Source organism: Neorhizobium sp. PAMB6630, from assembly GCF_058242775.1.
In genome coordinates, this window is the sequence record NZ_CM177836.1 from 2869694 (window position 1) to 2884862 (window position 15169).

General features: G+C 59.4%; 13 protein-coding genes and 1 tRNA gene. 6 read left to right on the top strand and 8 right to left on the bottom strand.

Annotated features, from left to right (window positions below; translation table 11 throughout):
• Position 1: 1 nt before the first annotated feature.
• On the top strand, positions 2-2278 hold the full coding sequence (locus AC4CWF_RS13810; protein ID WP_491282222.1) for a glycosyltransferase: 2277 nt from the start codon (positions 2-4) through the stop codon (positions 2276-2278).
• Complete coding sequence (locus AC4CWF_RS13815) at positions 2275-3255, top strand: NAD-dependent epimerase/dehydratase family protein (protein WP_491282223.1); 981 nt, start codon at positions 2275-2277, stop codon at positions 3253-3255. The genes AC4CWF_RS13810 and AC4CWF_RS13815 overlap by 4 nt, the downstream gene beginning before the upstream one ends.
• A gap of 64 nt (positions 3256-3319) precedes the next feature.
• On the opposite strand, the gene cysN is transcribed toward AC4CWF_RS13815, so the two are convergent.
• The 4 genes from cysN to AC4CWF_RS13835 all read right to left on the bottom strand — a co-directional run bounded on the left by cysN (position 3320) and on the right by AC4CWF_RS13835 (position 7527).
• Positions 3320-5215: a sulfate adenylyltransferase subunit CysN gene (gene cysN / locus AC4CWF_RS13820; protein WP_491282224.1), complete on the bottom strand. Its 1896-nt coding sequence runs from the start codon at positions 5213-5215 to the stop codon at positions 3320-3322.
• Positions 5215-6114, bottom strand: a complete 900-nt coding sequence (gene cysD / locus AC4CWF_RS13825) for a sulfate adenylyltransferase subunit CysD (RefSeq protein WP_491282225.1) — start codon at positions 6112-6114, stop codon at positions 5215-5217. The genes cysN and cysD overlap by 1 nt, the downstream gene beginning before the upstream one ends.
• Positions 6115-6146: 32 nt before the next feature.
• Positions 6147-7070, bottom strand: coding sequence for a glycosyltransferase family 2 protein (locus tag AC4CWF_RS13830; RefSeq protein WP_491282226.1), 924 nt, complete (start codon positions 7068-7070; stop codon positions 6147-6149).
• 382 nt (positions 7071-7452) lie between these two features.
• Positions 7453-7527, bottom strand: a tRNA-Gln gene (locus AC4CWF_RS13835).
• 172 nt (positions 7528-7699) lie between these two features.
• Here AC4CWF_RS13835 and AC4CWF_RS13840 point away from each other — a divergent pair.
• Both AC4CWF_RS13840 and AC4CWF_RS13845 read left to right on the top strand, forming a co-directional pair.
• On the top strand, positions 7700-7996 hold the full coding sequence (locus tag AC4CWF_RS13840) for a cupin domain-containing protein (protein ID WP_491282227.1): 297 nt from the start codon (positions 7700-7702) through the stop codon (positions 7994-7996).
• 79 nt (positions 7997-8075) lie between these two features.
• Positions 8076-8990 carry an MBL fold metallo-hydrolase gene (locus AC4CWF_RS13845; protein WP_491282228.1) on the top strand — a complete coding sequence of 305 codons (915 nt, stop codon included), beginning with the start codon at positions 8076-8078 and terminating at the stop codon, positions 8988-8990.
• A 46-nt stretch (positions 8991-9036) separates the two neighbouring features.
• Here AC4CWF_RS13845 and AC4CWF_RS13850 read toward each other — a convergent pair whose 3' ends face one another.
• Complete coding sequence (locus AC4CWF_RS13850) at positions 9037-9990, bottom strand: DUF1499 domain-containing protein (RefSeq protein WP_491282230.1); 954 nt, start codon at positions 9988-9990, stop codon at positions 9037-9039.
• Between the two features lie 147 nt (positions 9991-10137).
• Between AC4CWF_RS13850 and AC4CWF_RS13855 the strand changes: the two genes are divergently transcribed.
• On the top strand, positions 10138-10401 hold the full coding sequence (locus AC4CWF_RS13855) for a hypothetical protein (RefSeq protein ID WP_491285401.1): 264 nt from the start codon (positions 10138-10140) through the stop codon (positions 10399-10401).
• Between the two features lie 25 nt (positions 10402-10426).
• Positions 10427-11500, top strand: coding sequence for a glycosyltransferase family 4 protein (locus AC4CWF_RS13860; protein WP_491282231.1), 1074 nt, complete (start codon positions 10427-10429; stop codon positions 11498-11500).
• 83 nt (positions 11501-11583) lie between these two features.
• Here the strand turns inward: AC4CWF_RS13860 and AC4CWF_RS13865 are convergent, their stop codons facing one another.
• Genes AC4CWF_RS13865 through ppdK form a run of 3 tightly spaced genes read right to left on the bottom strand, consistent with a single transcriptional unit; the run spans position 11584 to position 14850 of the window.
• Complete coding sequence (locus tag AC4CWF_RS13865) at positions 11584-11871, bottom strand: BrnA antitoxin family protein (protein ID WP_491282232.1); 288 nt, start codon at positions 11869-11871, stop codon at positions 11584-11586.
• Complete coding sequence (locus tag AC4CWF_RS13870; protein WP_491282233.1) at positions 11852-12157, bottom strand: BrnT family toxin; 306 nt, start codon at positions 12155-12157, stop codon at positions 11852-11854. Before AC4CWF_RS13870 ends, AC4CWF_RS13865 begins: the two co-directional genes overlap by 20 nt.
• 17 nt (positions 12158-12174) lie before the next feature.
• Positions 12175-14850 carry a pyruvate, phosphate dikinase gene (gene ppdK / locus AC4CWF_RS13875; protein WP_491282234.1) on the bottom strand — a complete coding sequence of 892 codons (2676 nt, stop codon included), beginning with the start codon at positions 14848-14850 and terminating at the stop codon, positions 12175-12177.
• Between the last annotated feature and the right edge of the window lie 319 nt (positions 14851-15169).

The following is a 15169-nucleotide window of genomic DNA, read 5'->3' on the forward strand; positions in this document are numbered from 1 at the left end:
GATGAATTTTTTACGCCGCAAGTTTCAGCATGTAAAAGCTCTGACTGCCGCACTTCGCCCCGCTCTTTCCTTCTACCAGGGATCGCCGCTGCTTGCGATCCGCAGGGTTGCCGGTGTCTTCAGGCGTGAGGGCATTGGCGGCATCGTTCGGCGTGCGCACATGTTGACGGGCCGCCCCTTGGCGGGAGACGAATTTTCCTCGACCGATCTCTATGGTGAAGTGCGCCCGCTGGCGGCGGATTTCCGCCCGTTGGTTTCAGTCATCGTTCCAAACTATAACCACGCGCCTTATCTGGCGCAGCGGCTGGATTCAATTTATCGGCAGACCTACTCAAATCTGGAAGTGATCCTGCTGGACGATTGTTCGAGCGACGACAGCCTGCAGGTGCTTGGCGACTATGCGGCACGTTACCCGGAAAGGACGATCTGTCATTTCAACGCGGTAAACTCCGGCGGTGTCTTCAATCAATGGAAAAAGGGCCTGGAGCTTGCAAAGGGCGATTTGATCTGGATTGCCGAAAGCGACGACTATTGTTCGGACAGCTTCCTGGAAGAGATGGTGCGTTGCTTCCAGACCGAGGGCGTGAAACTGGCCTTCAGCGATACGGAATTCGTCCGGGGCACGCCGCCGGAATCGATCTGGCGCCTCCAACACTATCTTCATGATCTTGGACTTCAGGTCTGGGACAGATCTTTCATACGCTCGGCGCATGCCATGGTGAAAGCAGGCTGGGTTGCGAAGAATCTTGTGCCCAATGTCAGCAGTGCCGTCTTCCGGCATCCGGGAAAGATCGATCTTTTCGACGACGCCGAGTGGCTGCGACTGAGGCTTTGCGGGGACTGGGTATTCTACCTGACCTTGGTGCGCGGCGGGCTGGTCGCGTATAATCCCAAGGCCATCAACTACTACCGTCAACATGCTGCCAACACCTCGGTAAATGCCCAAAAGGAGGACATTTACTACCGTGAGCACGAGATCGTGGCAAAGCGTGTCGCGGCAATGTATGCGGTCGAGACCGAGGGCTTCAAGCGACAAGAGCAGGTCCTCTACACCCACTGGTGCTCGCAGCGCGGCGAAGGACGATTGAGCGAGTTTCAAGAACTCTACGATCTTGAGCGGATTCTGCCTTGCGCAGCCGGGCGATTGCCGAATGTGCTGATGGCGGTCTACGCGCTTGCAGCAGGCGGTGGTGAAACCTTTCCAATCATGCTGGCAAACGAACTGGCTGAGAAGGGTTATGCTGTGACCGTTCTGAACTGCCACCAGCAGGCTACGGAATCAGGCGTTCGCGCGATGTTATCGCCACGCGTAGCGCTTCTGGAACTGGAACAGATGGATCGCGTTGCAATCGCGTGTTCGGACATGGGCATCAGCCTGGTTCACTCGCATCACGCATGGGTCGATATGTCGCTCGCCATGCTGTTGATCGGCAAGTCCGACATTTCGCACGTCATCAGCACGCATGGCATGTACGAAATGATGACGCCGGAGCAGGTCGCCGGGTTCATGCCTCTGCTGCGCAAGCGCGTTGACGCTTTCGTGTATACGGCCGAAAAGAACCTCGGCGGATTCCCGCCGGACCTTATTCGCGAAAAGACCTTTCGGCGCATCGATAATGCATTGCCGTTCAAACCTGTTCAGCCGATTCCCCGCGAGACGCTTGGCCTTGGGCAGGGCGATTTCGTGCTGTGTCTGGTTGCAAGGGCCATTCCCGACAAGGGTTGGGAGGAGGCAATCAAGGCGGTCCAACTGGCGAACGATCGATCGTCTCGCCCTATCCAATTGCTGCTTATCGGAGAGGGCCCGGAGTTCCAACGCCTTCGTCAAATGCCGGTTGACAAACATATCCACTTTATCGGCTTTAAGGCGAACATCAGGGATTATTTCGCCGCGTCCGACATGGGATTCCTGCCCTCCCGCTTTAAGGGTGAGAGCGCCCCGCTTGTGTTGATTGACTGCCTGCTCTCTGGAAAACCGGTACTGGCAAGCGACATCGGCGAAATACGGTATATGCTGGAAACGGATTCGGGACCGGCGGGATCGCTTTTCGCATTGCAAGATTGGTCCATCGACACGGAAACCTTAGCAGAGATGATCGTCAAGGTCGCAAACGATCCCGAGAGTTATACCCGGATGTCCTCGCAGGTCTCCGCGGCAGCAGCGAAATTCGAAATGGCCGCAATGGTTGAGAAATACGAAGACGTCTATCGCAGTGTGATCACGCCGACCGGTCCCCGATATGATGCTGCGCAACCACATCGGAGATTGGTAAATTGAACAACTTGAACGATCTCTCCTCAAGATCCGTGAAGCGGTGTTTGATCCTCGGCGGACGCGGCTTCATCGGCTCACATCTTGTCGATGCCCTGCTGGCACGTGGCTTTCAGGTGAGGTGCTTTGATCGCCCGCATGTGCAGCCCATCAGTTCATCGCATCTGAGCGATCCCAATTTTGAGCTTTACGAAGGAGACTTTGTCAGCGAAGCGGATGTTGCCGGCGCGCTCGACGGCTGCGATATCTGCTTCCATCTCGTATCGACAACCTTGCCGAAATCGTCGAATGCCGACCCCGTCTTTGATGTTGACAGCAACGTCATCGGCACTGTTCGCCTGTTGGATCAGGCCGTCAGGCTCGGCGTAAAAAAGGTCGTATTCGCCTCGTCCGGCGGCACGGTTTATGGCATACCGGCCCGGGTGCCGATCGAGGAAACCCATCCAACGGATCCATTGTCCTCGTATGGCATTACCAAGCTTTCCATAGAGAAATACCTGCACCTGTATAATGTCCTGCACGGACTGGACTATACCGTTTTGCGGCTGGCCAACCCGTTTGGCGAGCGCCAGCGTGTGCATGCAAGCCAGGGCGCGGTTGCCGTATTTCTCGGCAAGGTCCTGCGCGGTGAGACAGTTGAGATATGGGGCGATGGTTCGGTTGTCCGGGATTACATCCATATTGCCGATGTCATCGAAGCCCTTATGGCGGCGGCAGAGCGCAATCCCAGTGAACGCGTCTTCAATATCGGCTCAGGTCGAGGGCATAGTCTTAACGAAGTGCTGGATGCAATCGAGAATGTCACAGGCCAAAAGACCGACCGTCGCTACCTGCCGGGTCGGCCATTCGATGTGCCGACCAGCGTTCTCAGCATCGAGCGGGCAAAGCAGGCATTAAACTGGTCGCCGAAGGTGAGTTTCGAAGATGGGCTGCGCCGCTTTTCCGACTGGTTGCGGACAACGGGAAACGACGGCGGGCCGTAAGAGACGATTTCGTCGCCGCTTTGAGAATGGCGACCGATGTCCCCCGCCCCTTGCGGGAACTCCCCTAAAACTTGTGCTCGAGGTAGTCCTGAACGAGAGCCGCGAGGTCTGCCGGATCTGTTCCGATGGTTCTTAGATGCAGCTCCGGATTTTCCGGCGGCTCATAGGGCGATTCAATGCCGGTGAAGTTGCGAATGCCGCCCGCGATGGCGCGCTTGTAAAGCCCCTTTGGATCACGTCGGATACATACCTCAAGCGGCGTGTCCACAAAGACTTCGATGAACTCGTCCTTGCCCAACAGTTCGCGCGCGAACTGGCGCTCCGAGCGGAATGGCGAGATAAAGGAAACGATGACGATGAGCCCGGCCTCGGTCATCAGCTTGGCAACTTCTGCTATGCGGCGAATGTTCTCGACGCGATCGGCATCCGTAAAGCCGAGGTCGCGGTTGAGGCCGTGACGGACATTGTCACCATCCAGCAGAATGGTGTAGCGACCGCTGGCGTGAAGACGCTTTTCGACATTGTTTGCAATGGTGGACTTGCCCGATCCGGAAAAACCGGTGAACCATAAAACCGCGGGCCGCTGGTTCATCAGGGCCGAGCGGGACTGTTTGGATACATCCAGCGCTTGCCACTGAATATTCTCCGAGCGGTGCAGCGGAAAGTCGATCATTCCGGCGCCGACGGTCGCATTGGAAAAGCGGTCGATGAGAATGAAGTTGCCGGTGTTTCGGTTGTCCTTGTAAGCATCGAAAACGAGTGGTGCCTGGACCGAAAAGTTGCAGACGCCAAATTCGTTTCGCTCAAGAGACCTTGCAGCCTTATGGGCAAAATTGGTGATATCGATGCTGTGCTTGAGGGCGGTCACGGTTGCTGTGACGCTGTCGCATTCGGTCCTTAAAATGTAGTTGCGCCCCGGCATCAGAGCTTTTTTGTCGAACCAGATCAGATGCGCCTGGAACTGATCGGCAACGTGGGCGGGGTGGTCTGCCGACACCAGCATATTGCCGCGCGAAACGTCCACCGCGTCTTCCAGAACGATGGTCACCGCCTGCCCCTCGCGGGCGCGCTCCAACGAAGCGTCCTGCGTGACAATATCCTTGATGCGCGTCGTTTGCCCTGACTTGGCCACCCGCACACGATCGCCTGGAGCAACTGTCCCGGAGGCGATCTGCCCTGCGAAACCGCGAAATTCCGCATTGGGCCGCGATATATACTGAACGGGAAAACGAAACGGCTTTTCCAGATTGACCTGGTCAATGGCAACCGTTTCCAGTTCGTCCAGAAGCGTGGGCCCCTGATACCAGGGCATCCTGCTCGATTGCGTCGTGACATTGTCACCATGGCGTGCCGACAGGGGAATGGGCTGGATGGTTGCAAAGCCCAGACCGTCCGCAAACGCTTTGTACGCGTCGGCTATCTGGCAAAAAACATCCTGATCGAAATTGACCAGATCCATCTTGTTGACGGCAAGCACGATGTGACGGATCCCAAGCAGGGATGCAATGAAGGAGTGCCGTCTGGTCTGGGGGAGAATACCCTGCTTGGCATCAAGCAGCACGACGGCCAGATCTGCGGTCGATGCGCCGGTCGCCATGTTGCGCGTATATTCCTCATGGCCGGGAGCATCGGCCACGATGAACTTTCGTTTTTCCGTGGCAAAAAAGCGATAGGCGACGTCGATCGTGATGCCCTGTTCCCGCTCCGCCTCCAGACCGTCGACCAGCAATGCAAAATCAATCTCGGTGCCGTTCGTGCCATGCTTTACGCTATCGCGCTCAAGGGTCGCCAACTGGTCTTCGAAGATCAGTTTCGTATCGTAAAGCAGCCGGCCGATCAGCGTGGACTTGCCGTCATCGACAGAACCACAGGTCAGAAAACGAAGAAGCGACTTGCTCTCCTGCTGGCGCAGGTAATCTGCCACCCGGGTGGCAGCGCTTGGCGTGTTTGACGGCTCCATCAGAAATAGCCCTCCTTCTTTTTCTTTTCCATGGAGGCTGCTTCATCCCGGTCGATCAACCGTCCCTGGCGTTCTGACGTGCGAACGGCCAAAGTCTCTGCAACGATATCCTCCAGCGTTGCGGCTTCGGACTCGATTGCGCCGGTCAGCGGATAACATCCCAATGTGCGGAACCTGATGAGCTTTTCTTCGATGACTTCGCCGGGTTCAGGCTTCAGCCTGTTGTCATCGACCATGATCAGCATGCCGTTTCGCTCCACGACAGGGCGCTTGCGGGCAAAATAGAGGGGCACGATGGGGATATTCTCTTTCAGGATATATTGCCAGATGTCGAGTTCGGTCCAATTCGAAAGCGGAAAGACGCGGATGGATTCCCCTGGGTTTATCCGCGTGTTGAAGGTCTTCCACATCTCCGGACGTTGGGTCTTGGGATCCCAGGCGTGCTGCTGGTTGCGAAAGGAGAAAATCCTTTCCTTCGCCCGCGACTTTTCCTCATCGCGGCGTGCCCCGCCAAAGGCGGCCTCGAAGCCATATTGATCGAGCGCCTGTCTGAGCGCCACCGTCTTCATGACGTGAGTGTAGAGGTTTGAGCCATGGCTGAATGGATTAATGCCCTCCGCCACCCCATCGGCATTGGTATGAACCAGCAACTCCAGTCCCAGCCGCGCAACCGTGCGGTCGCGAAACTCAATCATTTCGCGAAATTTCCAGGTCGTATCGATATGCATGAGAGGAAAAGGCGGCTTTGCCGGATAAAAGGCCTTCATCGCCAGATGAAGCATGACGGAAGAGTCTTTTCCGATCGAATAAAGCATCACAGGCTTTGAAAAGCTGGCTGCGACTTCACGGAAAATGTGGATGGACTCAGCTTCAAGGCGATCAAGGTGGGTCAGGGTCAAGACAGGTTTTCCATGCGGATGGGGATTAATTTCTAGATTTGCCTCAGCAACACAGCACTCGCGAGGCCGATATTCCCGGGCAATGTCTGCCGATATAATCCGGAGTTCATGAACGCGCGCAGGTTCTTCGGAAAGGCTGCGGTGCGCGCCTCCTGAAAACGGCGGAGGATCTCGCGGTTTTCAGGGGTAAGGCGTGCTTCAACGGGCTGGAGAGCCGCCATGTGCTGCTCGCTCCATCGTTTGAACCGCCCCTCTTTCAACATCTTCATTCGTCGCAAACGCGCTCGTATACCGGAGTTCGAACCGACCAGATTAAAATCGTGCTGGCGATAGTCAATCCTGGCTATGGGATCATAATGGACAGCACCGCCTGCCCCACAGACCATGATATAACACCACCAGTCGTGGCTCGGGATCTCCAAATCAGCGCCAGCGCTCACAATCAATTCGCGAGCCGCCCGGTTCATGATCATCGTGTTGCCACCGGCAATACTTTGAACAAGGGCGTTGGCAAAGCTTGGCAAACGCTGGAACAGCGGCGAAAATCCGATGGCATTCCCGTCTGGACCAACGATTTTCGTCCTTGAACAGAAGAGTGCCGGGCGATCCGCAGGCTGCCTGCCCAACCACTCAAGCGCAGCCTCGACTTTGTCCGGATGCCATTTGTCATCCTGGTCGGAAAAGCCATAATAGTCAGCATCAATCTCCGGCCTGGCCAACAGCGTCATGAAATTGCGCAAAAAACCCTGACGTGGGCCGGCCAAGAAATGCACAGGCGCACCCGCCTTCAGGCCAAACGCCTCAACGATCTCCTGCGTCTGGTCTGTTGAACCGTCGTCGGAAACCCAGAGGCTCCAGTTCGAGTGCGTTTGAGTTTGAATGGACTCGAGTTGTTCCGGCAGAAACCTTTCCCCCTGATAGGTTCCCATCAATATCGCAATGTGGTCGTCTTGCATTTCACATCAAACTTTCGCGTTCTTCCAGACGAATAGGCCCGAGTTGCCGACTGTCATGCGTTGTCGGGGACGCGAGGCTACCAACGGCTCCGTATCCGGTAAATACCGGGGCAGGTGAAGATCGCGGTCACACCCTCTTTGCTCCACCACAGACGCCACATGACCCACCCATCGTTCAGCAGCCATCCCTTGCATCAGCAACAAATTTACAAGTTTCGAGGCATAAATACGATCAATCACGACATGACAATGAATTATCCCAGCTGCGCGCGACGCAGGCTATCGCCCCGAGAAAGCGCGGTTGGCCCGTGGACCGGTAATATGTGCTCCGCTGACGAAATTTCCACCGCATAAGCTTTTGATTATCGGGCTTACGGGAACATGGCTGGGGCGCCAGGATTCGAACCTGGGAATGCCGGTACCAAAAACCGGTGCCTTACCGCTTGGCGACGCCCCACCGTGGGATGGCGTTAAAGGCTAAGGTGCCGCCTTGGCCATCCGGGTGCGCCTGCATTAGCAAAGCTCCCTTCGCCCCACAATCCTTAAGTTTATCGCCGTCACAGTTTTCTGTGCGCGAAAACCGTCTGCGTGCTAGGTCTTTTGAAAAAGCGTCCATCTTCGGAGACACCATGAGCCAGTACCGCGCCCGCCCGCCTGCCATTGCCACCACGCTGGTCGATGATGCCGTGGTGCGCATCATCCGCTGGGACTTTGAGCCCGGCGCCGATACAGGCGTTCACACCCATGGGCTGGGTTATGTGGTGGTGCCGATGACCGATTGTTCCTTCCTCATCGAAGAAGGCGGCAGCGAACGGCGGGTGGAGATTGCCAAAGGCGCCGCTTATCGGCGCGATGCCGGTGCCGAGCATAATGTCGTCAATGCCGGGAAAAAGCCGATGTCGTTCATCGAGATCGAATACAAGTAACGCCAAGGGCTTCCCGCCACGTGCCGGACGCATCCCGTCTTTCACCGCCCGATTTTCTCATCGACAGGCCTGCACACGCATGGAAACACCTGAATTCGACCGCACTTTCGAGGCAGCGTATGGCGAGGCGGTGCCGGTGGCCGAGGGCGTCAGGCGCATCACCTGCAACAACCCCTCCCCCTTCACCTTTGCCGGCACCAATTCCTATCTCGTCGGGCGCGGGCAGGATGTGGCGCTGATCGATCCGGGGCCGGAAAACGAGGCGCATTTCGAGGCGCTGATGCGCGCGCTGGAGGGCCGTCGCCTCAGCCACATTTTTGTCAGCCACACGCACCGCGACCACTCGCCGCTCGCTGCCCGGCTGAAGGCGGAAACGGGCGCGATCACGGTTGCCGAAGGGCCGCACCGCGCCGCCCGCCCGCTGCATCAGGGCGAGATAAACCCGTTTGCCGAAAGCAGCGATTCGGGTTTTGTGCCCGATCTCGTGCTGGCAGATGGCGCCGGAGTAGCAGGCGATGGCTGGTCGCTGTCCGGCATCCACACCCCCGGCCATACGGCAAACCACATGGCCTTTGCGCTGGAGGGCACCGATATTCTGTTTTCCGCCGATCATGTGATGGCCTTTGCGACCACGGTGGTGGCGCCACCGGATGGTTCGATGGCCGATTTCATGGCCTCGCTGGACAAACTGCTTTCCCGCAGCGACCGAATTTTCTTTCCCGGCCACGGGGGACCGGTTGTCGATCCGCCCGCCTTCCTGCGCGGCCTTCGCACCCACCGGCGCATGCGCGAACGCGCCGTGCTGGAACGGGTCAAATCCGGCGACCGCGAGATTGCCACGATGGTGAAGGCAATCTATGCCTCCACCGATCCGCGCCTGCATGGCGCCGCGGGCCTTTCGGTTCTCGCCCATCTGGAAGATCTGGTGGCGCGTGGACAGGTGTCTTGCGATGGGCCGCCTGGCCTTTTGAGCCGCTATTTTTATGCGGACTGACATGTTTGGGCGAGAGGGCGTGCCGGGCCGGCAATCCCCTCACGCTTCACTCCGGCGCAATCCCTAAAAGCTCCGCATCAAGCGCGCGCAAAAACGATTGCGCGATTTCGGCGCCTTCGCCGAGGTCATGCGGGCCATAACGGATGGCAACCCGCATATCGACGAAGGTGGTTTCGGCCTCTTCGCTCAAGCGGATCACCACATCGAAAGGCAGGCCAAAAATCAGCGTCCGGGTTTCCCCTTGCAGCAGCATGTCGCCGTTTTCCGTTGTGTCGAGGCCGGACGCTGCAAGCGGCGAGGATGCACCCGCGAGCGGCCGTGGCAGGGGAATGGGAACGACATCGGGCAGGCCAGACGCAGCATTGCCCCGTGCAGACGGGCTGCCGCGGCCGGCCGGCAACGCTTCCACCACAGGGGTTTCCGGCGTTGGCAGCTTTTCCCGTGCGGTCGGTTTTGGCGTCTTCAGTGTAATGCGGTTGGCACGGGCCACGGTGACCACCGCCTGATAAACGCGGTCGAGCGCGCCTTCGTAACGCCGGCCGGTGAGGCCCGGATAGGCCGTCTCCTGCGCCTCCCGATCGCTTTGGGTCACAAGCGCCGGGCGCGGCAGCCAGATCTGGTCAGTCTTGGGCTGACTTTTCCAGGCGGGGGGATCGACGATATCTGTCGTCACATCGAAGAGGCGTGGGCGGGTCTCGTAGAAAAACGCGCCGTAGCCTAAAAGCCCCAGCGGCAGTGCGGCCAGCAGAATGGCCTTTGTCGCTGCCGTGCCGCCCCGTGCCCCCACCTGCCAGAGGCGTGCGAGGCCTATGATGGCAAGCGGCAGGCTGAGTGCTGCCATGGCGCCTGAAAGAAACACCAGCGCCAGAAAATGCGGCGTGGCGAGCGGCCCGAACCGGTGGGCAAGTGCTGCCAGCAGCAGAAGCAGCAGCGATGCCTCTCCAAGCCATTTGCCGGCATAGGCTGCGGTCGATACGGGTCTGACGAAACGAACAGTCATTACATCGGTCTCAGCGTGTCGCGGCGGCGCGGAAATCTGTCTCGACCTTTTTCCGCCTTGCCATTCGTCCTATCTTCTATGACATGCGCTCGTTTGCGTCACCTGCCGTTCACTGCGTGCCGCCTTTCCAAGGAGTTTGCCATGACCATGCCCCGCGCCCTCCTGCCCCTGATGCTCGTTGCGACCGCCGCACTCTCCGGCTGCCAGACGATGACGCCGGAAGAACGGCGCGCAGTCGATGAGCGCACCTGCGCCGGTTATGGTTTTCGGCCGGGAACGGATGCCATGGCGCGCTGCCTGCTCGACATCGATCTCGACCGCCGCGCCGACATGCGCGCCTTTCAGGCTCGCAGCATGATGTTCGACCGCCCGGTGATCCTCGAGCGGCGGGTGATCGTAGAACGGCGGTAACCCCTGCCAGAGACGGAGCCTTCGCTTGTCTTTTCCCTCAGCCGTGCCGATCGTTTTTCTCACCAGCGCCGATTATGCCAGATTGACCGGCGGTTATGTCTATAACGCGCAGCTGCTCACAGCGCTGGAACGCCAGCGTGGCGCCTTTGGCGAGATCACGCTTGCGACCGGTTTTCCAACGGTGCCACCGGTTGAGCGCGCAAGCCTTGCCGAGCGGCTAAAGATGCTGCCATCAAACACCGTGATCCTCACCGATCATATTTTCCTCGCCGATCTCCCGGATGTATTTGCAACGACGGAGATTTCCGTGGTGGCAATCTTTCACCATTCGCTGGTGGAGGAACAGGGCGGGCAAGGAAATGCCGATCCAACCCTGCGCCAGCGCGAAAAACAGGCTGTTTTGCGCGCCAGCCGAATTCTTGTGACATCGACGGAGACGGCGCGTTATCTCCACCAGCATTACGGCGTGGCGGAACACAGCATCCGCATTGCCGTTCCCGGAAATTTTCCGGCGATCAGGGGCACCGCGGGCCAAGACCGGCAGAATGGCGTGGCCGGCCAGCGCAATTTCCTATCGGTCGGGGCGGTGATTTCCCGCAAGCGTTATGACTATTGCCTTGATGTGGCAGCCCATCTGCCGAAGGAAGGCTGGCACTGGAAGATCGTCGGAGATCCCGCCCGCGACCCCGCCCTTCTGCGCGCGCTGCAGGAGAAGGCCGAAGCGCTCGGCCTAACCGACCGCGTGACATTTTGCGGCGATCTGAGCGACGAGGCACTCGAAATCCTGTGGCAGGAGACCGATCTTTATATCGCCGCTTCCCGGTACGAAGGGTATGGCATGGCGATTGCCGAAGCGTTTCGCCACGGCGTTCCCGTCGTCACCACCGCATCCGGCGCCGTCTCCACCTGGGCCTCCGGCGGCATCACCGAGGCCCCGGCAGACGATGCCGCCGCCATGGCCCTCGACATCACCACCCTCCTTAAAAATCCCGCACGACTGCAGGATCAGGCCGAGCGCGCCTGGGCTTTTGGCGGGACATTGCCGACATGGGAGGAGACGTTCGACGGCGTTGCGGACTGGGTGGCGGGGGACGGCTGAGGGGGCTCTGCCATTGGGGTTCGCACGTCACTTGCCCGAATCGCAGTGGCAATCCTCATGGAGAGAACGCGTCTGCGAAAACATCATGCCCGCTTCTTTTCAATCTCCAGAACATGTTGGCGCAGCACGCGGTTGATTTCCGTCTGGTAGCCGCCGCTGGTGACGTTTTCCTTGAACCAGGCCAGCACATCGGCATCGAGCCGGATGGTGACGGGCTGCTTCAGCGGACGGTAAAATTCGCCACGCCGGGCATGCAACCAGTTTTCCGCCAGTGCCTCGGGAATGTCGGCCGTACCGATATCGCCATCCGCAAGGGCTGCCAGCGCCTCCAGTTCGGCCTGTTCTTCCGCACTAAAACTCTTGTTCTTCATAACGCCTCCGTTCGTGCGAGGTCGCCTTGCGGGCTCCGATGATCCGGATCCTGAGATCGTTGCCGGCCTGTGGGTAGACATGGACGACAACAAGGACCGCGACACCACCCACAAGGCCTATGGCATGCCATCGCTCCCCCCCCGCCTCGATGCGGTCGGGAAGGATCACGTGCAACGGGTCATGCCAGACCTGCTGCGCAAGCTCGAAGGAGATCCGGTGCTTCAGGCGATTGCTGTCGGCCTTTTCCGGGTCCCATTCAAAGGCAAGTCTAGCCTGTAATGACATTTTTGTACATACACCCTCTACCCCGCCTTCCCCCGCTCCTCGATGGCCGCCTGGGCCGCTGCAAGCCGTGCGATGGGCACGCGGAACGGGGAGCAGGAGACGTAATCGAGACCGACATCCTCGCAGAAGCGGATGGAGGCGGGATCGCCGCCGTGTTCGCCGCAGATGCCGAGCTTCAGGTCCGGACGCGTCTTGCGCCCGCGTTCGGCGGCAATGCGGATGAGTTCGCCGACGCCGTCGAAATCCAGCGAGATGAACGGGTCCTGCACGATGATGCCCTTGCGCTGGTAGGTGGGGATAAAGCTTGCCGCATCGTCGCGCGAGATGCCGAACGTCGTCTGCGTCAGGTCGTTGGTGCCGAAGGAGAAAAATTCGGCGGTTTCAGCAATCACATGGGCGCGGATCGCGGCACGCGGCAGCTCGATCATCGTGCCGGCGAGATAACCGATCGCCATGCCCGTTTCGCGAGAGACGTCGGCGGCCACCGCATCAATGCAGGCTTTTACGTAATCCAGCTCGGTGCGAAGGCCGACGAGCGGCACCATGATTTCCAGCTCGACGGCAGCGCCGGTGGCCTTTGCCGCAGCAGCCGACGCCTCGAAGATGGCGCGGGCCTGCATTTCGGCAATTTCCGGATAGGATATGGCCAGACGGCAGCCGCGATGGCCGAGCATCGGGTTGAACTCGTGCAGCGCATCGACGCGGCGCGAGAGAAGCGCCGGTTCCATATCCATGGCCGCCGCCACTTCCTCGATCTCCTCGGGACTTTTCGGCAAGAACTCGTGCAGGGGCGGATCGAGCAGGCGGATTGTCACCGGCAGGCCGGACATGATGGTGAACAGTTCGGTGAAATCCGAACGCTGCATGGGCAAGAGTTTGTCGAGGGCCGCGCGGCGGCCGGCCTCGTCTTCGGCCAAGATCATTTCGCGCATCACATGGATGCGGCCGCCCTCGAAGAACATGTGTTCGGTGCGGCAAAGGCCGATGCCTTCGGCGCCGAAGGAGCGGGCAGCGCGGGCATCCGCCGGCGTATCGGCATTGGTGCGCACGGTCATGCGGCGCGCCTTGTCGGCCCAGGCCATCAGCCGGCCGAAATCGCCCGACAGCGCCGGCTGAATCATCGGCACCTCGCCCTTCATCAGATGGCCGGAAGAGCCATCGACGGTGACGATATCGCCGCGCTTCAGCGTAAAACCGGGGCCAATCAGAAGTTCGTTGCGCAGATCGACGCGAAGACCGCCAGCGCCGACGACGCAAGGGATGCCCATGCCGCGCGCCACCACCGCCGCATGGCTGGTCATGCCGCCGCGTGTGGTCAGGATGGCTTCCGCCACATGCATGCCGTGAATGTCTTCCGGGCTGGTTTCGATGCGCACCAGGATCACCTTGCGGCCTTCGGCTTCCGCCTCAACGGCAGCTTCCGAGGTGAAGACGATCTCGCCGGATGCGGCCCCCGGAGAGGCCGGCAGGCCGGAGCCGATCACCACGCGCTCGACGCGCGGATCGATGGTGGGGTGCAAGAGCTGGTCGAGCGAGGGCGGGTCGATGCGGCAGATGGCGTCTTCTTCCGAGATCAGCCCTTCGTCCACCATGTCGACGGCAACTTTCATCGCAGCCTTTGTGGTGCGCTTGGCAGAACGCGTCTGCAGCATCCAAAGCGTGCCGCGCTCGACGGTAAATTCCACATCCTGCATGTCGCCGTAATGGGTTTCGAGCCGGGTGCAGATTGCCTTGAACTGCGAAAACACGTCTGGCATCAGCTTTTCCATCGACGGCTTTTCAGAGCCCGACGCGATGCGCCCCTCTTCTGTCAAGGATTGCGGCGTGCGGATGCCGGCTACCACATCCTCGCCCTGGGCGTTGATGAGGAATTCGCCGTAAAGGCTCTTTTCGCCCGTCGAGGGATTGCGGGTGAAGGCAACGCCCGTCGCAGATGTTGAGCCGAGATTGCCGAACACCATGGCCTGCACGGTAACCGCCGTTCCCCAGTCATGCGGGATCTTGTGGAGCGTGCGATAGGTGACGGCGCGGGCATTGTTCCAGCTGGAAAACACCGCGGCAATCGCCCGCCACAGCTGCACATGCGGATCCTGCGGAAAGTCTTCGCCGAGTTCCTCGACGATCACCCGCTTGTAGAGCGAGACCACATGCTGCCATTCGACGGCCGACAGTTCGGTATCGTAATCATGGCCGAGCTTTGCCTTCTCGTCTTCGAGAATTTCCTCGAAAACCTCGTGATCGAGCCCCATCACCACGTCGCCATACATCTGGATGAAACGGCGATAACTGTCCCAGGCAAAACGCGCATCGCCGGCATCGTGGCCGAGCGCCTGCACCGTCTCGTCGTTGAGACCAAGGTTCAGCACCGTATCCATCATGCCAGGCATGGAGGCGCGCCCGCCGGAGCGGACGGAGAGAAGCAGCGGATGACTGGCCCCGCCAAAACGGCGCCCGGTCAGCGTCTCCATCTCGGAAAGCCCCTCGAGCACCTGATCTTTCAGTGTGTCGGGCAGCGTGCGGCCGCTGGAAAAATAATGCAGGCAGGCATCGGTGACAATCGTCAGCCCCGGCGGCACCGGCAGGCCAAGCGAGGCCATTTCGGCCAGATGCGCGCCCTTGCCGCCTAAAAGCGTGCTGTCCTTCGCACGGCCTTCAGCCTTGCCACCGCCAAAACGGTAGACCCATTTGCTCATGTCGCTCCTCCACCCGAGCATGCACTGCTTCTTGTTTTACCAAGCATTTACAGGATAGCGCGCCGCTTGGAAACCATTGGAGACCAGCATGATGCTGCATTGCAACAAAAATACGGCCCCGCACGGCAAACACATGAGAATTTCGACAGCAGGTGACGCTTGAAGCGGCACTTCCGGTGGGGGCGCGGGGCGGCAAACAGAAGCCGCACGGGACGGGTTCGGACGACCTGGTGGGCAGATCGAGATCACTGCGCGGAGCCAACAAATGAGCAACGGCGGAGCGCCCACAATGAAAACGGCCGGAAAATTGCTTAAAGCA